This is a genomic window from Stappia indica (assembly GCF_020177335.1).
Lineage (GTDB): Bacteria > Pseudomonadota > Alphaproteobacteria > Rhizobiales > Stappiaceae > Stappia > Stappia indica_B.
In genome coordinates this window covers 84,399-103,772 of record NZ_JAIVMG010000011.1, presented here as the reverse complement: position 1 = coordinate 103,772, position 19,374 = coordinate 84,399, and the positions used below count along the sequence as shown (strand labels likewise).

Here is a 19,374-nt window from a genome sequence, read left to right as displayed (position 1 = left end):
GGCGACCTCAGAACTTGCCATACTGCAGGTAGGCCTGCTGCGGGTCTGTGCCGGCAAGGATCGCCGTGCGCACCTTGTTTTCCGTCTGCATCGCCTCGACGGATTTTTCCGTCACCTCGGCGGCGAGCGCACGCGGCACCCGCACCATGCCGTCCCGGTCGCCGAGCAGATAATCGCCCGGCTGGATCAGCACATCGCCAATGTGGACCGGCACGTCGAAACCGGTCGGCCGCCAACGACCGACCACATCGCGCGGGGTGTGGAACCGCCGCCAGGTCTGGAAGCCCAGATCCATCAGGAAATGAGTGTCGCGCGCGCCGCCATCGAGCACGCAGCCGAGCACCCCCTTGCGCTGCAGAGTTTCGGCGGAAAGCTCGCCCATCTGGGCGATGGTGTCGTCATGCGGCTGGCTCACCCAGATGTGCCCCGGTTTTGCCTTGGACAGCAAGCCGGTCCAGTCCAGGAGGGTCTGGTGCGGATCGGCGGTCTCGTCGCTGCATCCCTCGATGGTGAAGACCGGGCCGCACAGGGTCTTTTCCGGCATCAGCGGCGTGATCTCGCGCGGCAGGATGAAATTCGCCAGCCCCATGGCGCGCATCACGTCATGCACCACGCCGCTGTAGCAGGTGGACAGGCGTTCGGTGATCGGGTCCAGCCCCGGGGTCGTGTCAGTCATGGTGAAAAACCTCCTCCATCATCGCCCACCATTCGCCCTTTGCCCGGGTTTCCAGCGGCTGCTGGCACGGGTCGGTCAGGGCCCACCAGTCCCGGGTGACCGGGTCGGCGGCAATGGCGGCGGCATCGGCGGAAAAATCCGCGCCGTGGTACTCCCAGTAGCCGAACAACAGGTTCTCCGGCTCCTTCAGGAAAATCGTGTAATTGCGGATGTTGCTGCGGCTGATCCGCTCCAGCACCTCGGGCCAGACGGCCGCGTGCAGCCGCTTGTACTCCGCCAGCTTCTCAGCCTTCAGGCCGATCACCATGCCCATGCGCTGCATCGCCTTCTCCCCCATCGCTCAAGCGGCAAGCGCGATCGGCGTCATCACACCGCGCGCCAGGATCTCGTCCCAGTCCCAGGCAATGCCCAGCCCCGGCGCGTCGGACGGCAAAGCCTGCCCGTTCTCGATCCGCATTCCTTCCGGGGCGATCAGATCGAGCTGCGGGATGTATTCCAGCCAGGGAGCGTTCTCGACCGCGCAGACGAGGCTGACATGCAGCTCCATCAGGAAATGCGGGCAGATCGCCACGTTATGGGCCTCCGCCAGATGGGCGATCTTCAGCCAGGGGGTGATGCCGCCGACCCGGGCGACATCGGCCTGAACCACCGAGCAGGCGCCGGCCTGCAGGTACTCCTTGAACTGGCTCAGGGAATAAAGGCTCTCGCCAACGGCGACGGGCACGGACGTGCCGGCGGCAAGATGCCGATGGGCATCGACATCATCGGCCGGCAGCGGCTCCTCGAACCAGGCCACGCCCGCCTCCTCCAGCACCTGTGCCCGACGCCGCGCCTCGGCGAGGGTGAAGGCCTGATTGGCGTCGGTCATGATCTCGTAGCCGGGTCCAAGCGCCTCGCGCATCGCCAGCAGCCGCGCCCGGTCCTCGGCCAGATGCGGCTTGCCGATCTTCACCTTGGAGCCGCGAAAGCCATTTGCCTGCGCCGCCAGCGCGTCTTCCACCAGCTCTGCCGTCTCGATATGCAGCCAGCCGCCCTCGGTGGTGTAGAGCGGCACGGAGCGACGCGCCCCGCCGGCCATCTTCCACAGAGGCAGCGTCGCCCGGCGGCAACGCAGATCCCACAGGGCGGTGTCCACCGCCGCCATCGCCAGCGAGGTGATCGCGCCGACAGCGGTGGCATGGGTGCGAAACAGCATCGCATGCCAGATTTCCTGAATGCGGTCCGCATCGCGGCCGATCAGCAGCGGCACCAGCGTCCGCTCCAGCAGCGCGATCACCGACGGACCGCCGGTGCCGATGGTGTAGCTGTAGCCGGTGCCGGTGGCGCCATCCGCGTCGGTGATGCGAACAATCGGCGTCTCCTGGCTTTCGAAGCTCTGGATCGCGTCGGTGCGCCGTACCTTCGGCTTCAGGTCGACCATGAAGATCTCGACCTTTTCAATGCGGGCCATGGTCTAGGTCCTGAGGCTGGCGCCGGTCTCGGCGTCGAACAGATGGGCGTGGTCAAGGGCGAGCAGGCAGGAAAGCCGCTCGCCGGCGGCGACGGCACGGGGGTTGTACATCTTGCCCTGGATCTCCACCCCGGCGAGCTCCGACAGGAGGATGGTTTCCGCGCCGAGCGGTTCGGCCAGGGCGATGGTCAGGTCGATGTCCGCCGTCTCGCCGATCCCGGTCATGGCATGGCCGGCCGGCATCAGGTTGTCGGCGCGAAAGCCGTAGGTGACCCGCTGGCCCTCCTGCACCCGGCCGCGAAAGGCGGGCGGCACCGGCAGGCTGGCATCGCCGGCAAAGCGCACCTCCCCGCCCGCGACCACCCCATCGACCAGGTTCATCGGCGGCGAGCCGATGAAGGTGGCGACGAAGGTGTTGGCCGGCCGTTCGAACACCTCCAGCGGCGTGCCGGTCTGGACGATATGGCCGTCCTTCATGATGACGATCCGGTCGGCCAGGGTCATCGCCTCCACCTGATCGTGGGTGACGTAGACGATGGTGGTCTTCACCTTCTGATGCAGCTTCTTGATCTCGACCCGCATCTGCGTGCGCAGCTTGGCATCAAGGTTCGACAGCGGTTCGTCGAACAGGAACACATCCGGATGGCGGACGATGGCCCGGCCCATCGCCACCCGCTGGCGCTGACCGCCGGACAACTCGCCCGGCGTGCGGTCCATGTAGTCGGCAAGCCCGAGGATCGCCGCCGCCTCGTCGGTGGCTTTTTCGATCTCCGCCGGCGGCCGGCCGGCGATCTTCAGGCTGAAACCAAGATTCTCGCGCACCGTCATATGCGGGTAGAGCGCGTAGTTCTGGAACACCATGGAGATGTTGCGGGCGCGCGGCGGCAGGGTGTTGACCACCCGTCCGCCGATGGCGATCTCGCCGCCGGAGACCTCCTCCAGCCCGGCGATCATCCGCAAGGTGGTGGACTTGCCGCAGCCGGACGGGCCGACCAGGACGACGAATTCATTGTGGGCGATGTCGAGGTCGATGCCATGCACCACCTCCAGCGCGCCGTAGTTCTTGACGATTTTCCTGAGGGTGACCTCGGCCATGTCCTATCCCTTCACGCCCCCAAATGTCAGCCCGGCGATCAGGTGCTTCTGCACCAGGAAGGTGAGGATCAGCGCGGGAATGATGATGATGACGGCCATGGCGCACATGCCGGCCCAGTCGATGGTGAACTGCGCGGTGAAATCCATCAGCCCGACCGGCAGGGTCTTGCTGTCGGTCGACCGGGTGAGCTGGCTGGCCAGCGCGTATTCGTTCCATGAGGTGAGGAAGGCGAAGATACCGGCGGAGGCGATGCCGGAGCGCGCCAGCGGGAACTCCACCTTCCAGAACGCCTGCCACGGGGTGCAGCCGTCGATCTGCGCCGCCTCGCTCAGATCGCGCGGCACCTGGCGGAAGAAGCCTTCGGTCAGCCAGACGGTGAAGGGCACGTTGATCGCGGTATAGACGACGATCACGCCCAGCTTGGTGTCGATCAGGCCGATCCAGCTCCACAGGATGAACAGCGGCAGCGACAGGGCGATGCCCGGCACCGTGCGCGACAGCATCAGCCAGAGAAAGGCGCCGCTCTTGCCGGGAAAGCGATGGCGGGCGAAGGCGTAGCCGCCCGACATGCCGATCATCACCGCCAGCACCGTGGAGGTGACCGAGATCACCAGCGAGTTGAGGAAATAGGAACCGACCGGGATCGCCAGCACGTTCTCGCCAAGCCCGAAGATGGCGCGAAAGTTGTCAAGGGTCAGGTTCTGCGGGATCCACACCGCCGGCTTGGTCAGGATTTCGCCATTGGTGCGGAAGGCCGACAGCACCACCCACAGCCCCGGCAGGCAGATGATCAGCATGACCAGAAAGGTCACCGCCCAGATCAGCCGGTCCTTCATCGCCCGCGACATCAGAACGCCCCCAGATGGCGCCGGGCGGCCATCAGCTTGCGGAAGAAGAACCAGGTGAAGAAGATCGACAGCAGGATCGAGAAATAGGCCATGGCGTTTGCCCGCCCCATGCGCGCATCGTCATAGGCGGTGCGCGCGATCAGGGTCCACAGAAGCTCGGTTCGCCCTGCCGGTCCGCCGCCAGTCATCACGTCGACGATGTCATAGGCACGAGCCACATCGAGCGAGCGGATGGTCATGGCGATGTAGATGAAGGGCATCAGGAACGGCAGGGTGATGTGACGGAACACCTGCCAGTTGGAACAGCCATCGACCCGCGCCGCCTCGATCGGATCCTTCGGCATGGCAAACAGGCCGGCCAGGATCAGGATGGCGAAGATCGAGGTGCTCATCCAGATTTCGGCGAAAGCGATGGCGGCGAAGGCCAGCCAGCGGTCGACCAGAAACGGGATCGGCTCGCTGGCCAGCCCGAGCGACTGCAGCGCGTTGTTGACCAGGCCGATGGTGTCGTTGAACAGGTACTTGAACTGGAAGCCGACCAGGATCGGCGAGAACATCATCGGGAACATCATGATGGTGCGCATGGTGCGCTGGCCCCAGGTGATGCGGTTGACCATCAGCGCCAGCCCGAGCCCCAGCAGCATTTCCAGATTGAGCGCCACCGTCAGGAACAGCACGGTGCGGCCGAAGGCGGACCAGAAATCGCCATCGCCCAGCACCCTGAGATAATTGCGAAAGCCGACCCAGTCCCAGAGCGAATCCGGCCGGATCAGCCGGTAGTTGGAAAAGCTGGTGTAGAAGGAAAACAGCAGCGGCAGCAGCACCACCAGCAGGATCACCAGCACGGCCGGCGACAGCAGCGCCAGCGGTACCGCATGATCCCTGGCATATCGGCGAAGTCTGGTCATCGGCGCGGCAAGCTCCTGACGGGTGGCATCGGTTCGGCCCGGTCTGGCGAGAGCAAAGGCAGGGTGAGGTGAGGCAAAGAGGAGCCTCCCGCCGAACACAGCGGCGGGAGGAAGACCGGTCGGCGGTCAGAGGTAGCCCGCGTCTTCCATGACTTCGCGCACCTCGTCGGCAGCCTCATCGAGCGCGGCCTGCGAACTCATGTCGCCGAGGATCGCCGCCTGCAGCTTCGGCCACAGCGCATTGGCGATCTCGCCCCATTCGGGAATGAGCGGCGGGGTGAAGGCGTGCTCGGCCATGGACTGGCCCCAGACGTCGAACACCTCGACCATGAAGCTGTCGCCCTTGGCCGTGAATTCCGCCCGCGCATCGTCCCAGACCTTGACCCGGGTCGGCAGCAGGCCGGTGCGGGCCTCCAGCATCTGTGCGTCATGGCCGGTCAGGAAGGTGATGAAGCTGGCGGCGGCCGGTTTGTTGTCGCATTGCTTGGTGATGGAGAAGCTGTGCGAGCCGGACCAGCCGGTGCGCTTGCCGCTCGATCCCTTCGGCGCCAGCGCCACGCCGACATTGCCGCCGATCTTGGAATCCGCCCCGTTGAAGAACGCGGCCCAACCGGCCCAGTCGAGGTCGAAGGCGACATTGCCGGTGGCGAAGCCGAGGCCGAGATCGTCCCAGACATAGTTGGTGGTGCCGGCGGGAACGGCCTTCTTGCTGTAGAGATCGACGAACCAGTTGAGCGCCCGGACCCCGGCCTCGCTGTTGAAGGTCGGGTTCCAGTCGTCGTCGAACAGCGCCCCGCCCTCGGCGACCAGCATCTCGTAGAACCGGCCGGCGATGCCCTCGTCCTTGCCGGCGAAATGGGTGCCGTAGCGGTTCGGCGGGGCGGTGAAGAACACCGCCTGATCGCTCGCCTGGGCCCAGGTTTCCGGCGGCGCCAGGTCATAGCCGTATTCGGCCTTGAAGCGCGCCTTGTTGTCCGCGTCCTCGTAGAGCGACTTGACATAGAACAGGTTGGACACGTCCGAATGGCGCGGCAGCGACATCAGTTCGCCATTGACGGTGGCGTGGGAAATCACCAGCGGCGCGAATTCGGCGATGGTGTCCGCGGCGATCAGATCGTCGAGCGGCTGGTTCATCACCGCGTATTGCGGCGCGAAATTGGTGTGACTGGAGAAGGCGCAATAGTCGATGTTGCCCGAGGCGATGTCCTGCTTCATCTCCCGGTCGAGCTCGAAATGGCTCTTGCGCGAGATCACCTCGACCTTCGCCCCCATCGCCTTCTCCCACTGCGGGATGAGCGTGTAGAGCGGCTCGTACTGGGCGCCGCCGATCAGCTTCACCCGCAATGTGTAGCCGTCGAACCTCTCCCCATCCGCTGCCGCAGCCGGAAGCGTCAGGGCGCAGCTCGCCACGGCGGCGAACAGAGCAATCTTCAACTGTCTCATCGGCTCCTCCCAAAGCGCATATTCATTCTTATATGAATGATCCATTCATTGACGAATAATTTGATTGTGTCAACCGATATGCTGTGTAACCGTGTCGGTCGAAACAACAGGGGCGACGCGATGGCAGAAGGCAGCGCGGACAAATACCGGGCACCGGCACTCGACAAGGGGCTGGACATATTGGAACTCCTGGCCGCGTCGCCGGTCGGCCTGACCCAGGCGGACATCGCCAAGGGGCTTGGACGCGGCGCGAACGAGATCTACCGGATGCTCGATACGCTGGTGCGGCGCAGCTACGTGGTGCGTGCGGAGGATGACAAGTACATGCTCAGCCTGCGCCTTCTGGTGCTGGCCAACATGCACCCGCCGCGCCGGCGACTGCTCGACATTGCCGATCCGCCCATGCGCCATGCGGCCCAGGAGGCGGAACAGTCGGTCCATCTCGCCCTGTGGGAGGATGGCGATATCGTCATCGCCTCGTCCTTCTCCGCGCCGGGCAACTGGCGGCTGTCGCTGCGCCCCGGATCGCAGATCGGCCTTTACAACACCGGCTCGGGACTGGTGCTCGCCGCCTTCCAGGACGAGAACATGCGCGCGCGGATGCTGCGCGAGCACACCCTTGTCGGCGGCGAGGAGTTGATGCCGGAGCCAGCGTTCCTCAAGATCCTGCAGGAGACCCGGGAGCAGGGCCATGCCTGCGAGCCGAGCCGTCACACGGTCGGCGTCGTCAACATCTCCTTCCCGATCCTCGACCCGTTCGGCCATGCGGTCGCCGCGCTCACCTGCCCCTATCTGGAGCGCATCGACGCCTATGCCGCCCCGCCGCTGGAAACGGTGACCGGGATCATGGGCGAGACCGCCGCGCGCATCAGCCAGCAGCTCAACGGAACCTTGCCGGAGGCGCCCGAATGATCGCGAAGACCCCGGTCGGCCGCACCGGCCTGGAGCTCACCGAGCTTGGCCTGGGCGCCGCGTCCCTCGCCGGCATCTTCTCCCCCGTTCCGGAGACCGATGCCCGGGCCACCCTCAAGGCCGCCCGCGATGCCGGCATCGCCTATGTGGACACCGCCCCCTTCTACGGTCACGGGCTGTCGGAACGGCTCGTCGGCGATGCCCTGCGCGGCGATCCGGACTATGTCTTGTCGACCAAGGTCGGTCGCCTGCTGCGTCCGGGCGCGGCCGCCGATCCGGGCGCCTGGGTGACGGCGCTGCCCTTCACCCCGGTCTATGACTATTCCTACGATGGGGTAATGCGCAGCTTCGAGGCGTCCTTGCAGCGGCTCGGGCTCGACCGCATCGACATCCTCTACATGCATGACATCGGCAACCTGACCCATGGACCGGAGGCCGGCCCGGTGCTGTTCCGCACCGCCATGGAGGGCGGCTACCGGGCGCTCGACGAGCTGCGCCGCAGCGGCGCGATCCGCGCCATCGGCCTCGGGGTCAACGAGTGCGAGGTCTGCCGCGCCGCGCTCGATCATGGCGACTGGGACCTGTTCCTGCTGGCCGGCCGCTACACCCTTCTGGAACAGGCCCCGCTCGACGATCTGTTTCCCGCCTGCGCCGCCGCCGGCACCGAGATCGTCGTCGGCGGCCCGTTCAATTCCGGCGTGCTGGTCGGCGGCGACACCTTCGACTATGGCGCCGTGCCGCAGGAGATCGCCGCGAAGGTCCGCACGATGACGGAGGTCTGCCGGGCGCATGATGTGCCGCTGCCCGCCGCGGCGCTGCAATTCTGCCGCGCCCATCCGCTGGTGCGCAGCACCATTCCCGGCCCGCGCAGCCCCAGCGAGCTCGCCGATATCCTCACCTGGTGGCACACCCCCGTTCCGCCGGCGCTCTGGCGCGATCTGAAGGCCGCAAAGGTGCTGCGCGCCGATGCACCGGTCCCAGAGGAAGAGAGCGTGTCATGAAGATCGACAGTCACCACCATCTCTGGTCCCTTGCCCGTGGCGACTATGGCTGGATGAGCCCGGCGCTCGGCCCGATCTACCGCGACTTCGCCCCCGCCGATCTGGCGCCGCATCTCACGACCGCCGGCATTGAGCGGACCGTGGTCGTCCAGGCCGCCGACACGGTGGCGGAGACCGAATACCTGCTCGACCTCGCCAAGGCGACCGACTGGATCGCCGGTGTCGTCGGCTGGGTCGACATGGAAGCGCCCGATGCGGTGGCAACCCTGACCCGCCTTGCCGCCCGGCCCCTCTTCAAGGGCATCCGGCCGATGATCCAGGACCTTGCCGACGACGACTGGATCCTGCGTGCCGCGCTCGACCCGGTGTTCGACGCGCTGATCGATCTTGGCCTGAGTTTCGATGCGCTGGTGCTGCCCCGGCACCTGCCGCAGCTCTTGGCCCGTCTCTCCCGGCATCCGCAGCTTGCCTGCGTCATCGACCATGCGGCGAAACCGGCACTTGCCAGCGGCGATCTTTCCCAGTGGCGCGCGGACATGACCCGGCTGGCGCGCGAGACCCGGTGCTCTTGCAAGCTCTCCGGCCTGCTGACCGAGGCCGGCGACCGCCCGGAGCTGGCCACCGTCCAGCCGGCGGCGGAGCATGTGCTGTACACCTTTGGACCGGACCGGGTGATGTTCGGCAGCGACTGGCCGGTTCTGAACCTGGCCGGCGACTATGCGGGCTGGACGGCGATGGTCGACACCTTGCTGGCGCCGCTGTCGCCGGAAGACCGCGCCCGGGTCTGGGGCGACACCGCCCGCGAGGTCTACCGGCTCTGATCGCTCGCCTTCTCGCCGGCCCGCGTTGTCCTAAAAACTACGGGCCAGCCAGGTGGTCGAACCGGGCACCACGACGATGAAGGCCAGCACCAGCAGCATGATCGCCACATAGGGCAAGGCGCCGAGGAAGATGGTCTCGACCTTGATGCTGTCATCATCGAGCGAGGATTTCACCGTGAAGGCGGAGATGCCGAACGGCGGCGTCAGCAGGCCGATCTCCACCGCGATCACCGAAATTACGCCGAAATGGATCAGATCGAGCCCCATGGACTTGGCGATCGGCGCGGCGATCGGCACGACAATCAGGAGGATCGAAGTGCTGTCGAGGATCATGCCGAGCAGCAGCACCAACAAGATATAGACCGCCAGGAAGCCGTAGACGCCAAGCCCCAGATGGGCGATCAGATTGCCCACCTCCATCGGAATGCCGGCCATGGTCAGCATCCGCGAATACATGCCGGCGGCGATCAGCAGGAACAGGATGCCGACCGAGATATAGCCGGTCTCGCGCATCACCTGGCGGCTGTTCTCGCCGGTGAGCCGGCGGCGCAGCACGGTCACCACCAGCGCACCGGCCGCGCCCACCGCCCCGGCTTCCGTCGGGGTGAAATAGCCGCTGTAAAGCCCACCCAGCACCAGAACCACCAGCGCCACCAGCGGCATGAGCTTGACCGTCGCCGAGCCCAGCGTCTCGTGATGGTCGACCCGTACCTGGTGTCCGGGCACGATCACCGTGTCCGGCGCCACACGGGCGGCGATCAGGATCATCGCCATGAAGGCGGCGGCCATCAGCAGGCCGGGAATGACGCCGGCGACGAACATGCGGCCAATGGATTCCTCCGCCAGCACCCCGTAGATGATCAGCAGCAGGCTGGGCGGGATCAGCATTCCGAGGATCGAGCTGCCGGCCACCGTGCCGACGGCGAATTTCGGCTGGTAGCCATGGCGGATCATCTCCGGCACGGCGACCCGGGTGAACACCGCCGCCGAGGCGATGGAAATGCCGGTCACGGCGGCGAACACGGTGTTCGACAGCACCGTCGCCACGCCGAGCCCGCCCTTGATCTTGCGCAGCGCCCATTCGGCGACATCGAAGGTGTCCTTGCCCACATTGGAAATGCTGATCAGGAGCCCCATCAGCACGAACATGGGAATGGTGGCGAAGATGTAGTCGGAAATGCCGCCATAGACGGTCAGCGACACCAGCTTGGTCGCCAGCTCGAAATTGCCGCGCATCATCCAGACGCCGACGAAGGACAACAGCATCAGGGCGATGCCGATATGCAGGCCGATCAGGATCAGCGGCAGAAGCAATCCGATCAGGACGAGGCCGATTTCCAGTGCGCTCACCGCGAAGGTCTCCTTATCAGTCAGGCTGGCGCGGCGCGATCAGGCGCGCACGCCCGTGCGGCAGGCACGAAGATGAACGAGAACGCGCACCAGAAAGGCGACGATCGACGCTCCGGTGCCGATCACCAGGATCAGCCGCACCGGCCAGGTCGGGAAGGTGAACACCCCTTGCACGCCGTAGAACTCGGAGGAGGCAAGGCTCTTCTGCAGGAAGCCGAGGCTGCCGTAGAAGATCACGGCAAACACCAGAAGCCCGGCAAGGGCGAACAGCCCCTCCAGCAGCTCGGCGCCCCGGGGCAGCCACTTGCCGAACGGTTCGATCAGGAGATCGGTGCGCGTCAGCCGGTTGTGCAGCACTGTTTCGGGAAGCTGCAGGCTGACGATGCCGATCACCGAAAAGGCGGCGATCTCAGCAACGCCGGTGATCGGCGCATTGAAGAAGGATCGGCCGATCACATCGCAGCAGATGAGCAGCATCAGCCCGACAAGCCAGAGCCCGCCGAGCCAGGCGAGCCCGGTCAGGGCCAGTTCCAGGAGCCGATAGGGCAGGCCCGGCCCCGCCAGCGGGCGGGCGCGTCCCGTTTCCCGTGCCCCAACTTCCCGTGCCCCGACTTCCCCGGCCTCAACGGTCATCCGACCCTCCCTTCGCTTCAAAGGCGCTTCGGTCCTCCGCCACGAGGGGAACGCCCCCACCCGGCGAAGGACCGCAGACGATCAGTTGGACAGACCCGCCGACCAGTCGCGGGCCGGCTCCTGACCGGCGGCGCGCAGGCGCGTCATGTATTCCTTCATCACCAGACCGGCCGGAAGCCCGGCGGCCTCGTTGGTCTCCACCCATTTGGCGGCGATGTCCGGCAGGCCCTCGACCCACTTGCGGCGCTCGGCCTCGGGAAGGGTGCTGATCTTCGCGCCTTCCTTTTCCATCTGCGCCATGGCCGCCGCGCTGTTCTCGGTGATCTCCTTGGCCAGCGCATCGCGGTAGAGCTTGCCGGCGGCAAGGATCGCCTCCTGCACCTCGGCGGGCATGCTGTCGAACCGGTCCTTGTTCATGCCGACCGCGCCGAGATACATCGCGCCGATGTTGACCCGGGTAATGTAGGGGGCGACCTCATGCACCTTGGTCGGCAGGATGCCGGTGGCAAACGACAGGGTGCCTTCCGAAACGCCGGTCTGGATGTCGGTGTAGTAGGTGGTCAGGCCGCCATCGACCGGGATCGCCCCGGTGCCTTCCAGCCAGGTTGCCGACACGCCCGGCGCGGAGATCTTGCGCCCCTCAAGATCGGCAACGGAATTGACCGGGAACGTGGTCAGAAGGTCGTAGCTGTCCGTACCCGCACCGCCGAGGAACACAACGTCATTGTTTTCCCAGGTCGCCTTGATCTCCGGGAACTCCTCCTGGATGCTGTCGACCACCGACAGCACCGTGCCGAGATCGTCGGTGGCGAAGGGCGCGAAATAGGTGACGTTCTGCAGCGGCAGGGCCGAGCTTTCCCACAAGGTGCCGATCCAGCCGATGTCGGTGATGTTGTTGGCAACCGCGCTCAGGGTCTCTCGGTACTTGTAGAGCGACCCGCCATAGGCCTCGGTCCAGGCGACGCGATAATCCGAGCCCTTTTCCTCCAGAAGCCGGTTCACCGCCGGCTTGAACACCCGGTCCATCACCCCGACCCAGTGGATCGTCTGCGGATGACTCGAGGCAATGGTCAGGTTGATGGTTTCCGTCGCCGAGGCCCCGGCCACCGGCAGCGCCAGCCAGGCGGCCGCCGCGACAATCAGGCTTCTTCCGTTCATGGCATTTCCTCCGTTCGCGTCCGTTTCATGTTCGGGGTCTTTGGCGCCCCGTCTTATCTGCAAGACCGCCGTGTTGCGGGTCCCTCGTTACACCTTGCCCAGCGCCGTCAGGATCCGTTCCGGGGTGAAGGGCATCTGCGTGACCTCCGCCGAAAACGGCGACAGCGCATCGTTGATCGCGTTCATCACCGCCGCCGGCGCGGCGGCGGTTCCGGCCTCGCCAACCCCCTTCGCCCCGAGCGGTGAGGTCAGCGTCGGCGTTTCCACATGCGCCATGTGGATGTCCGGCATTTCCCCGGCCATCGGCGTCAGGTAATCGGCCATGGTGCCGCACAGGAGCTGGCCTTCCGGGCTGTAGAGACATTCCTCGAACAGCGCCCCGCCAAGCCCCTGCACCACGCCGCCGCGGATTTGCTCTTCCACCAGCAGCGGGTTGATCACCTTTCCGCAATCCTCCACCACCCAGTGATCGAGCAGCCGGACGAGCCCGGTCTCCACATCCACTTCCAGATGCGAGGCCTGGATGCCGTTGGTGAAGGCGAAGGGATAGCCCTGCGGCACGTAGTGGCGCGCGGCGGTCATCTCGGGATGGAAATCGGCGGGCAACGTGTCCGGCCGGAAATAGGCGATCCGCCCCAGTTCGGCGAGCTCCATCCGCTGGGTGCCATCCTTGCGATTGACCACCGCACCGCCGCGAATGTCGAGATCGCCGGCCTCCGCCTGCAGGATCACCGCCGCCGTTTCCAGGAGATTGGCCTTCAGCGCCAGCGCCGTCTTCATCACCGCCGGACCGCCGATGCCGGCGCCGCGCGAGGCCCAGGTGGCCCCGCCATAGGGGGAGGTCTGGGTATCGCCGGTATAGACCGACACCCGCTCCAGCGGCACGCCGAGATGGGTGGCCGCGACCTGCGCCATGATCGTTTCGGTGCCCTGCCCCTGCTCGGTGACGCTGACCATCACCCGGATGTCGCCGGAGGGCTCCATCTTCATCACGCAGCCATCCTGCGCGGAAATCCGCGCCCCGCCGACGCCGTAGAACGCCGGGCCGGGGTTGGTGATCTCGATGAAGGTGGCAAGGCCGATGCCGCGATAGACACCGCGCTGCCGCGCCTCGGCCTGCTCCCGCCGCAGCCGCTCGTAGTCCATCAGGCTGGCGAGACTGGCAATGCATTCCTCGTGGGACAAGCGCTCGAACACATAGCCCGTGGGCGAGGTGTGCGGATACATGTCGGCGGTGACCACATTGCGCTGGCGCACCGCCAGCGGGTCGAGCTTCAACGCCCGCGCGCCCTTGTCCAGAAGCCCCTCGGTCACCGCGCAGGCAATCGGATGCCCGACCGCCCGGTACTGGCACATCGGCGTCTTGTTCTGGAAGACGATGTTCAGCTCGCCGCGATAGTTCGGCATCCGGTAGGGGCCGCCCATCAGGCGAATGGCCTGGTTGCCCTCCACCGCGCTGGTGCGCGGATAGACCGAATAGGGGCCGATCCCGGTCAGGTCATCGACCTCCATGGCCAGAATCTCGCCGTCCCGCGACAGCGCCATGCGCGCCTTCACAAGGTGGTCGCGAGCATGAATGTCGGTCTGGAACGCCTCCAGCCGATCGGCGATGAACTTCACCGGACGGCCGAGGCGGATCGACAGGGCGCAGGCCGCCATTTCCTCGCCATAGACATGCAGCTTCAGCCCGAAGGAACCGCCGACATCCGGGGCGATCACCCGCACATTGCCCTCCTCAAGGCCGAAATGCCGGGCCAGCACATCCTGCATCTGGAACGGCGTCTGGGTCGAGTGATGCACCGTCATCTGGCGCAGCGAGGGATCGAAATCGGCAACGATGGACCGGGGCTCCAGCGTCAGGCCGGTGTGCCGGCCGAAGCGGAATTCCTCCTCGGCGATTACCGCCGCCTCGGCGAAGGCGCTGGCGGTATCGCCCTGCCCGACCTCCAGCCGGAACGCCCGGTTGTCGCCCAGCTCCGGATGGATCGCCGGCACGTCGCCGGCAAGCGCGGCCTCGGCGTCGACCACCGCCGGCAGCTCTTCCCACTCCACCTCGATGAGATCGGCGCCATCCTCGGCCAGCGCCCGACTTTCGCCGACGACCGCCACCACCGGCTCACCATGCCAGCGGGCCACATCGACGGCGAGCGGATATTGCTCGGCCGATTTCAGCCCCGGAAAATGCGCCAGCACCCCGACCCAGGGGGTGCAGAGTCCCTTCATCTCCTCTCCCGTGACCACATCGACCACGCCCGGCAGCGCCTGCGCCGCCGAGGTATCGATCGACAGGATCCGCGCATGGGCATGGGGGCTGCGGACAAAGGCGACATGGGCGAGATTGCGAAAGGCGATGTCATCGACATAGCGGCCCCGCCCTTGCGACAGGCGGCGGGCGTTCTCGCGCGGCACCGGCTGGCCGACATAGGCACCATCGCGCTGCTTGGCAGGATCGGGCTTCAGCATGCGGGCTCGGCCTCCGGTGCCACAGTGGCGGCGTTCAGCTCCGCCGCCGCATCGAGGGTCGCATCGACAATCGCGTGATAGCCGGTGCAGCGGCAGAAATTGCCCGAAAGGCTCTCGCGCACCTCCTCGCGGCTGGGATCGGGCGAGCCCTCCAGAAGCTGATGGGCGGTGGCCAGCATGCCGCTGGTGCAGAAGCCGCATTGCAGCGCGTTGCGCTCGTGGAAATGCCGTTGCAGCACCTCCATCCGCCGGTCGCCGGCAAAGCCTTCCAGCGTGCGAATGTCCCTCCCCTCCGCCTGGATGGCGAACATCAGGCAGGCCCGGGCGATCCGCCCGTCGACGAACACGGTGCAGGCGCCGCACACCCCGTGTTCACAGCCGACATGGGTGGCGGTCAGCCCGACCGTCTGGCGCAGGAAATCGGCCAGCGTGGTGCGCTGGGAAACCTCATGGGTCGCGATGACGCCGTTCAGGGTCAGCGTGACCGGAAACAGACTATCCATGCGTGCTTTTCTCCCCGCTCAGCAGGCGCTGCAAAAGGCGGCCGGCCAGCACCTTCATCAGGTGGCGCTTGGTCTCGGCCCGGTTGTGCAGATCGGCGACCGGGGCAATCTCCTGCGCCAGCGCCGCCAGCACCGGCGCCGGATCGATTTCCCCGAGCCGCTGGCCGCACAGGGCGGCGGCGGCCTTGTGCGCCAGCACCGCCCGGTCGCAAACGGCAAAGAACGCCAACCGGGCGCCCGTGACCGTCTCCCCCTCCAGATCGATGGCAAAGGCCGCGCCGACGGCGGCGTAGTCGCCGGAACGGCGCACCACCTCGTCGATGGCGACCCGGCGGCCGGCGAGCGCGACCGGCAGGGTGATGGCGGTGATGATCTCGCCCGCCCGCAAGGCGGTCTCATAGGTGCCGATGAAGAACTCCGCCGCCGGGATCCGCCGCGCGCCAGTACTGCCGGCGACGGTGATCACCGCGCCAAGCGCCAGCATCACCGCCGGCATTTCCGAGGCCGGATCCGCATGGGCGAGATTGCCGCCAAGGGTGCCGCGCGAGCGGATTGCCTCATGGGCGATCAGCGGCACGGCGGTGCTGACGAGCGGCGCGTGGGTAGCCACCAGCGGCGAGCCGGCCAGTTCGAAATAGCGAACCATCGCTCCGATTTCGAGGCCGTCCGGGGTCAGGCGGATATCGGCGAGGCCGGGCAGATCGCACAGGTCGAGAAGCAGTTTCGGACGCGCCATGCGCATGGCCATCGCCGGAACGAGGCTCTGCCCGCCGGCGATCACCTGGGCGTCGTCGCCATAGGCAGCGGCAAGCTCGCCCAGTTCATCGAGGCTGGAGACGCGCACATAATCGAATGGCGCAGCCTTCATCGCTTCCTCCCCGCGGTTTATTTGTTTATCGTTTGATAAATACCATCACCGCCGCGACGGAATGTCAATCCGGTTTTTCGCCGCGCTTGCTGCCGGGAAGGCCAGCCGATAGGAACGGGGAAGACGCAGATGGGACGTGATCAGGCGATGAGCGAAAAGAAGCGGCTGTCCCCGCAGGAGCGGGAACGGCAGATCGTCGACGAGGCCATTCGGTTTTTCGCCGAACAGGGTTTCGGCGGCCAGACCCGCGAGCTTGCGAAACGGCTGGGGATCACCCAGCCGCTGCTTTATCGCTATTTCTCCAGCAAGGAAGCGCTGATCGAGCGGGTCTATCAGGATGTGTTCGTCGGCCGCTGGAAGGAAAACTGGCAAAGCCTGATCACCGACCGGTCGCAGCCGATCCGGCAGCGGCTGCTGCGCCTTTACGGCGAATATGCCGAGGTGATCGACAACCGGGAATGGGTGCGCATCCTGATCCTCGCCGGCATGAAGGGAGAAAGCCTCAACCGCCGCTACCTCGACCAGGTCCGCGAGAAGATCATCGAACCGCTGTGCCGGGAAATGCGCTTCGAGGCCGGCCTGCCCGATCCCGACACCTTGCCCCTCGACGAGGCGGAGCGCGACCTGGTCTGGTCCTTCCACGGCACCTTCATCTATCGCGGCATCCGCAAGTGGGTCTATGGCATCCCGGTGATGGAGGACAGCGACACCATCGTCGAGACCGCCGTGACCGCCTTCCTGGAGGGCGCACCGGCGGCGCTGTCAGCGATCCTCGCCGACCGGCTCGACTGAACCGCGCGAGCCCCGTGCGCCCCCCCGCCTGAATGCGATGACATCGCCTCACGCGCCGCGTCCTCCCGGACGCAGCGCCAGCGGAGATCCGGGACCGGAGAGGCACGGCGTATCGGCTCCAATCCCTTAAAAACCTGCATCTTTCGGCTCGCCGATCCCGGCTCGGGGGCCAGGATGGCGCCGAGGCGCGGGGCATCGACGTCCATTCGGATGGATCAACCGTATCGGTTCGGGCTCAGAACCCCGACGACCAGAGACCGAGCGCCGGCCCCAGCAGCAGCGCGGCGATCAGCGCCAGCAATCCGGTCTGGAGACGCCCCTGGCGCAGCAGCGCCGCCAGCATGGGTTCGCTTGCCGCTGAGACAGGCGCACGGGCAGTGATGGCACGAGAGACCGCCGGAGCCGCGCCGGGAGCCTCCGACGCGCCGTCGCAGGCGGTGGCGACTTCCCGGGCCAGCCCCTGCATCATCAGCTCGATATTGCGCGCCGAAACCGCTTCCACCAGGCGCCCACCAAGCGCGGCGAGCTTGCCGCCGATATTGGTTTCGGCCTCATAGGCGATGCGGGTGCGCGCCCCGTCATCGAGCGGATGCAGGACGATCCGCGCCGTGCCCTTGGCATGGCCGGAGGCGCCGCCATCGCCCTCGCCCGCCAACTGGAAGGACACAGGCTGGACCAGATCGGTCAGCGCCACCTTGCCCCGGAACCGGGCGCGGATCGGCCCAACCTTGACCGAAACCACGGCGGCGAACCGGTTCTCGCCGGTCTCTTCCAGATGATCGCAGCCCGGCAGGATCCGCGACAGGCTGTCCGCACGCGTCAGCGCCTCCCAGACAACCGCGGCCGGCGCATCTACTTCATAGGTCCCGTCGAGCTTCATCGCATCCTCCCAAGTTTCGCCTTTATTTATCAAACGATAAATAAAAGATCAAGCGCAAGAGGATGCCAGACCACGCTCGCGTTCCTGCGTCATTTTCCTGATGAAACTCAAGCTCCTACCCGGGACCCGGCACCACCGCCGCCGCATAGACGTGATCGCCGGCAAGCGCCCAGCGCCCGGCAACCCTGTCGGCAAAGCCGCTCGCCCGCAAACCCGGCTCCCGCGCGATCACCCGGAAGCTGCCCGTCTCGCCTCCGGGCGCGGCAAAGAAGCGGATCGCCACCGCATCATGGTCGAGAAACCGGCGATGGAGCGGATAGAACGCCTTGTAGAACGCCTCCTTGGCGGAGAACACCAGAAGCGGCCCGATCCCGGCCAGCCGGCCTCTTCCGCCAGCGAGGAAGCGGCGGTCCTCCTCGGTGCACACGGCGGCGATGATCTCCGGCTCCAGCCGGGCCACCACCTCCGCATCGACCCCGAGCGCCGAAATCTCCCGCTCCCGCGCCACGGCGGCCAGCACCAGCGCCGGACTGTGCGAAATGCTGCCCACCACGCCCCCCGGCCAGCAGGGGGCCCGGTCGGCGGCCACCGGGATCGGACAGGGGGCAATGTCGAGCCCGGCCAGCGCCCGGCGCGCCGCCGTTCGGCCGGCGATGAACTCGCGCCGGCGCAGCGGAACCGCCCGCACGATCGCCGCCTCCTCCTCCGCAAAGAGCGGCTCGGCCAGTCGGAAGCCGCGATCCTCGACCACGTGGACCTGCCCGGCCCAGTCGGCGAACAGGCGCTGCCCCACACCAGAGCCGGCCACGCCGCGCACCGGGCCGCCCCCGCTCATTCCGCCCCCGCCGCCGCAACCGGCAACCCGGACCGTCCGGAGACCGCCCGATAGTAGGACCAGAACAGCCGGGCGGCGATGCCGCGCACCGGCGCCCAGCGCTCCGCCAGCCCGTCGACCACCTTTGGCACCGGGCGTTCGGGCATCTCGAAGGCCTGCCGCACCGCCTCGCGCAAGGCCAGATCGCCGGAGGGAAAGATGTCCGGATGCCCGGCGCAGAACAACAGGAAGATATCCGCCGTCCAGGGGCCGATGCCCCGGATCTCGCATAGCCGGCGATGCGCGTCTTGCGCCGGACAGCCGGCGAGCCCGGCAAGATCGAGCCCTTCGTCCAGTGCCGCGACCACCGCGCGCAAGGTCCGGATCTTTGGCCGCGACAGGCCGGCGGCGCCCAGCTCCGCATCCTCAAGGCGCGCCAGCGTGTCCCGCTCGAACGGATCGATCAGCAGCGTCAGACGCTGAAAGATCGCCGCCGCACTTGCGACTGAGACCTGCTGCGCGGTGACGATCTGCACCAGCCCGGCAAGATCCGCGGGTTGCCGGCGCAAGGGCAGCGGACCGGCAACCCGCGCGACCGGGTGAAGGCGCGGATCGAGCGCCAGCAGCCGCTCAAGCCCCTCCACCAGATCCGCTTGCGTGGCGATCACCTGCATCGCCGATCCTTTCCCATGTCCCCGCCAAGCCGTGCCGCCCACCGCAAGGCGTCGCGGCCATTGACCCGCTCATCGTTTTACCGG

The 19,374-nt window shown here is 66.7% G+C and carries 20 protein-coding genes; 4 read left to right on the top strand and 16 right to left on the bottom strand.

The window, feature by feature from the left end; genetic code table 11:
* Nucleotides 1-7: 7 nt before the first annotated feature.
* The 7 genes from LC062_RS15440 to LC062_RS15410 all read right to left on the bottom strand — a co-directional run bounded on the left by LC062_RS15440 (nucleotide 8) and on the right by LC062_RS15410 (nucleotide 6,421).
* Nucleotides 8-676 carry an RraA family protein gene (locus tag LC062_RS15440; RefSeq protein WP_224911926.1) on the bottom strand — a complete coding sequence of 223 codons (669 nt, stop codon included), beginning with the start codon at nucleotides 674-676 and terminating at the stop codon, nucleotides 8-10.
* Nucleotides 669-998: an L-rhamnose mutarotase gene (locus LC062_RS15435; RefSeq protein WP_224911925.1), complete on the bottom strand. Its 330-nt coding sequence runs from the start codon at nucleotides 996-998 to the stop codon at nucleotides 669-671. The genes LC062_RS15440 and LC062_RS15435 overlap by 8 nt, the downstream gene beginning before the upstream one ends.
* A gap of 18 nt (nucleotides 999-1,016) precedes the next feature.
* On the bottom strand, nucleotides 1,017-2,126 hold the full coding sequence (locus tag LC062_RS15430) for a mandelate racemase/muconate lactonizing enzyme family protein (RefSeq protein ID WP_224911924.1): 1,110 nt from the start codon (nucleotides 2,124-2,126) through the stop codon (nucleotides 1,017-1,019).
* 3 nt (nucleotides 2,127-2,129) lie between these two features.
* Nucleotides 2,130-3,221 (bottom strand): ABC transporter ATP-binding protein, encoded by a 1,092-nt coding sequence (locus LC062_RS15425; RefSeq protein WP_224911923.1) that lies wholly within the window; start codon nucleotides 3,219-3,221, stop codon nucleotides 2,130-2,132.
* Between the two features lie 3 nt (nucleotides 3,222-3,224).
* Nucleotides 3,225-4,070, bottom strand: coding sequence for a carbohydrate ABC transporter permease (locus tag LC062_RS15420; RefSeq protein ID WP_224911922.1), 846 nt, complete (start codon nucleotides 4,068-4,070; stop codon nucleotides 3,225-3,227).
* Complete coding sequence (locus tag LC062_RS15415; RefSeq protein ID WP_224911921.1) at nucleotides 4,070-4,978, bottom strand: carbohydrate ABC transporter permease; 909 nt, start codon at nucleotides 4,976-4,978, stop codon at nucleotides 4,070-4,072. Before LC062_RS15415 ends, LC062_RS15420 begins: the two co-directional genes overlap by 1 nt.
* Before the next feature lie 126 nt (nucleotides 4,979-5,104).
* Nucleotides 5,105-6,421, bottom strand: a complete 1,317-nt coding sequence (locus LC062_RS15410) for an ABC transporter substrate-binding protein (protein WP_224911920.1) — start codon at nucleotides 6,419-6,421, stop codon at nucleotides 5,105-5,107.
* Between the two features lie 120 nt (nucleotides 6,422-6,541).
* On the opposite strand from LC062_RS15410, the gene LC062_RS15405 reads away from it, so the two are divergent.
* The 3 genes from LC062_RS15405 to LC062_RS15395 are packed head-to-tail and all read left to right on the top strand — an operon-like array spanning nucleotide 6,542 to nucleotide 9,155.
* On the top strand, nucleotides 6,542-7,333 hold the full coding sequence (locus LC062_RS15405; RefSeq protein WP_224911919.1) for an IclR family transcriptional regulator: 792 nt from the start codon (nucleotides 6,542-6,544) through the stop codon (nucleotides 7,331-7,333).
* Nucleotides 7,330-8,334 carry an aldo/keto reductase gene (locus LC062_RS15400; protein WP_224911918.1) on the top strand — a complete coding sequence of 335 codons (1,005 nt, stop codon included), beginning with the start codon at nucleotides 7,330-7,332 and terminating at the stop codon, nucleotides 8,332-8,334. The genes LC062_RS15405 and LC062_RS15400 overlap by 4 nt, the downstream gene beginning before the upstream one ends.
* Nucleotides 8,331-9,155 carry an amidohydrolase family protein gene (locus LC062_RS15395; RefSeq protein ID WP_224911917.1) on the top strand — a complete coding sequence of 275 codons (825 nt, stop codon included), beginning with the start codon at nucleotides 8,331-8,333 and terminating at the stop codon, nucleotides 9,153-9,155. The genes LC062_RS15400 and LC062_RS15395 overlap by 4 nt, the downstream gene beginning before the upstream one ends.
* A 30-nt stretch (nucleotides 9,156-9,185) precedes the next feature.
* Here LC062_RS15395 and LC062_RS15390 read toward each other — a convergent pair whose 3' ends face one another.
* The 6 genes from LC062_RS15390 to LC062_RS15365 form a co-directional block, all read right to left on the bottom strand.
* Nucleotides 9,186-10,505 (bottom strand): TRAP transporter large permease, encoded by a 1,320-nt coding sequence (locus tag LC062_RS15390; protein ID WP_224911916.1) that lies wholly within the window; start codon nucleotides 10,503-10,505, stop codon nucleotides 9,186-9,188.
* A gap of 39 nt (nucleotides 10,506-10,544) precedes the next feature.
* Nucleotides 10,545-11,138: a TRAP transporter small permease subunit gene (locus LC062_RS15385; RefSeq protein WP_224911915.1), complete on the bottom strand. Its 594-nt coding sequence runs from the start codon at nucleotides 11,136-11,138 to the stop codon at nucleotides 10,545-10,547.
* Between the two features lie 81 nt (nucleotides 11,139-11,219).
* On the bottom strand, nucleotides 11,220-12,296 hold the full coding sequence (locus tag LC062_RS15380) for a C4-dicarboxylate TRAP transporter substrate-binding protein (RefSeq protein ID WP_224911914.1): 1,077 nt from the start codon (nucleotides 12,294-12,296) through the stop codon (nucleotides 11,220-11,222).
* An 87-nt stretch (nucleotides 12,297-12,383) separates the two neighbouring features.
* Nucleotides 12,384-14,759, bottom strand: coding sequence for a xanthine dehydrogenase family protein molybdopterin-binding subunit (locus LC062_RS15375; protein WP_224911913.1), 2,376 nt, complete (start codon nucleotides 14,757-14,759; stop codon nucleotides 12,384-12,386).
* On the bottom strand, nucleotides 14,753-15,262 hold the full coding sequence (locus LC062_RS15370; RefSeq protein ID WP_224911912.1) for a (2Fe-2S)-binding protein: 510 nt from the start codon (nucleotides 15,260-15,262) through the stop codon (nucleotides 14,753-14,755). Before LC062_RS15370 ends, LC062_RS15375 begins: the two co-directional genes overlap by 7 nt.
* Nucleotides 15,255-16,130 (bottom strand): FAD binding domain-containing protein, encoded by an 876-nt coding sequence (locus LC062_RS15365; protein ID WP_224911911.1) that lies wholly within the window; start codon nucleotides 16,128-16,130, stop codon nucleotides 15,255-15,257. The genes LC062_RS15370 and LC062_RS15365 overlap by 8 nt, the downstream gene beginning before the upstream one ends.
* A 129-nt stretch (nucleotides 16,131-16,259) precedes the next feature.
* Between LC062_RS15365 and LC062_RS15360 the strand changes: the two genes are divergently transcribed.
* The gene (locus tag LC062_RS15360; RefSeq protein ID WP_224911910.1) at nucleotides 16,260-16,922 is read left to right on the top strand and encodes a TetR/AcrR family transcriptional regulator; all 663 of its coding nucleotides are present in this window, start codon (nucleotides 16,260-16,262) and stop codon (nucleotides 16,920-16,922) included.
* Nucleotides 16,923-17,157: 235 nt separating this feature from the next.
* Here the strand turns inward: LC062_RS15360 and LC062_RS15355 are convergent, their stop codons facing one another.
* The 3 genes from LC062_RS15355 to LC062_RS15345 form a co-directional block, all read right to left on the bottom strand.
* Entirely contained in the window at nucleotides 17,158-17,802 is a 645-nt protein-coding gene (locus LC062_RS15355; RefSeq protein WP_224911909.1) for a CoxG family protein, read from the bottom strand.
* A gap of 115 nt (nucleotides 17,803-17,917) precedes the next feature.
* The gene (locus LC062_RS15350) at nucleotides 17,918-18,637 is read right to left on the bottom strand and encodes a 4'-phosphopantetheinyl transferase family protein (protein WP_224911908.1); all 720 of its coding nucleotides are present in this window, start codon (nucleotides 18,635-18,637) and stop codon (nucleotides 17,918-17,920) included.
* Nucleotides 18,634-19,290 (bottom strand): DNA-3-methyladenine glycosylase family protein, encoded by a 657-nt coding sequence (locus tag LC062_RS15345; protein ID WP_224911907.1) that lies wholly within the window; start codon nucleotides 19,288-19,290, stop codon nucleotides 18,634-18,636. The genes LC062_RS15350 and LC062_RS15345 overlap by 4 nt, the downstream gene beginning before the upstream one ends.
* Between the last annotated feature and the right edge of the window lie 84 nt (nucleotides 19,291-19,374).

Excerpts from the sequence above, each read along its gene's own strand:
- LC062_RS15375 (WP_224911913.1), bottom strand. The coding sequence starts at position 14,759 with ATGCTGAAGCCCGATCCTGCCAAGCAGCGCGATGGTGCCTATGTCGGC.
- LC062_RS15380 (WP_224911914.1), bottom strand. The coding sequence starts at position 12,296 with ATGAACGGAAGAAGCCTGATTGTCGCGGCGGCCGCCTGGCTGGCGCTG.
- LC062_RS15410 (WP_224911920.1), bottom strand. The coding sequence starts at position 6,421 with ATGAGACAGTTGAAGATTGCTCTGTTCGCCGCCGTGGCGAGCTGCGCC.
- LC062_RS15355 (WP_224911909.1), bottom strand. The coding sequence starts at position 17,802 with ATGAAGCTCGACGGGACCTATGAAGTAGATGCGCCGGCCGCGGTTGTC.
- LC062_RS15360 (WP_224911910.1), top strand. The coding sequence starts at position 16,260 with ATGGGACGTGATCAGGCGATGAGCGAAAAGAAGCGGCTGTCCCCGCAG.
- LC062_RS15370 (WP_224911912.1), bottom strand. The coding sequence starts at position 15,262 with ATGGATAGTCTGTTTCCGGTCACGCTGACCCTGAACGGCGTCATCGCG.
- LC062_RS15400 (WP_224911918.1), top strand. The coding sequence starts at position 7,330 with ATGATCGCGAAGACCCCGGTCGGCCGCACCGGCCTGGAGCTCACCGAG.
- LC062_RS15440 (WP_224911926.1), bottom strand. The coding sequence starts at position 676 with ATGACTGACACGACCCCGGGGCTGGACCCGATCACCGAACGCCTGTCC.
- LC062_RS15425 (WP_224911923.1), bottom strand. The coding sequence starts at position 3,221 with ATGGCCGAGGTCACCCTCAGGAAAATCGTCAAGAACTACGGCGCGCTG.
- LC062_RS15420 (WP_224911922.1), bottom strand. The coding sequence starts at position 4,070 with ATGTCGCGGGCGATGAAGGACCGGCTGATCTGGGCGGTGACCTTTCTG.
- LC062_RS15365 (WP_224911911.1), bottom strand. The coding sequence starts at position 16,130 with ATGAAGGCTGCGCCATTCGATTATGTGCGCGTCTCCAGCCTCGATGAA.
- LC062_RS15350 (WP_224911908.1), bottom strand. The coding sequence starts at position 18,637 with ATGAGCGGGGGCGGCCCGGTGCGCGGCGTGGCCGGCTCTGGTGTGGGG.
- LC062_RS15405 (WP_224911919.1), top strand. The coding sequence starts at position 6,542 with ATGGCAGAAGGCAGCGCGGACAAATACCGGGCACCGGCACTCGACAAG.
- LC062_RS15430 (WP_224911924.1), bottom strand. The coding sequence starts at position 2,126 with ATGGCCCGCATTGAAAAGGTCGAGATCTTCATGGTCGACCTGAAGCCG.
- LC062_RS15395 (WP_224911917.1), top strand. The coding sequence starts at position 8,331 with ATGAAGATCGACAGTCACCACCATCTCTGGTCCCTTGCCCGTGGCGAC.
- LC062_RS15345 (WP_224911907.1), bottom strand. The coding sequence starts at position 19,290 with ATGCAGGTGATCGCCACGCAAGCGGATCTGGTGGAGGGGCTTGAGCGG.
- LC062_RS15435 (WP_224911925.1), bottom strand. The coding sequence starts at position 998 with ATGCAGCGCATGGGCATGGTGATCGGCCTGAAGGCTGAGAAGCTGGCG.
- LC062_RS15415 (WP_224911921.1), bottom strand. The coding sequence starts at position 4,978 with ATGACCAGACTTCGCCGATATGCCAGGGATCATGCGGTACCGCTGGCG.
- LC062_RS15385 (WP_224911915.1), bottom strand. The coding sequence starts at position 11,138 with ATGACCGTTGAGGCCGGGGAAGTCGGGGCACGGGAAGTTGGGGCACGG.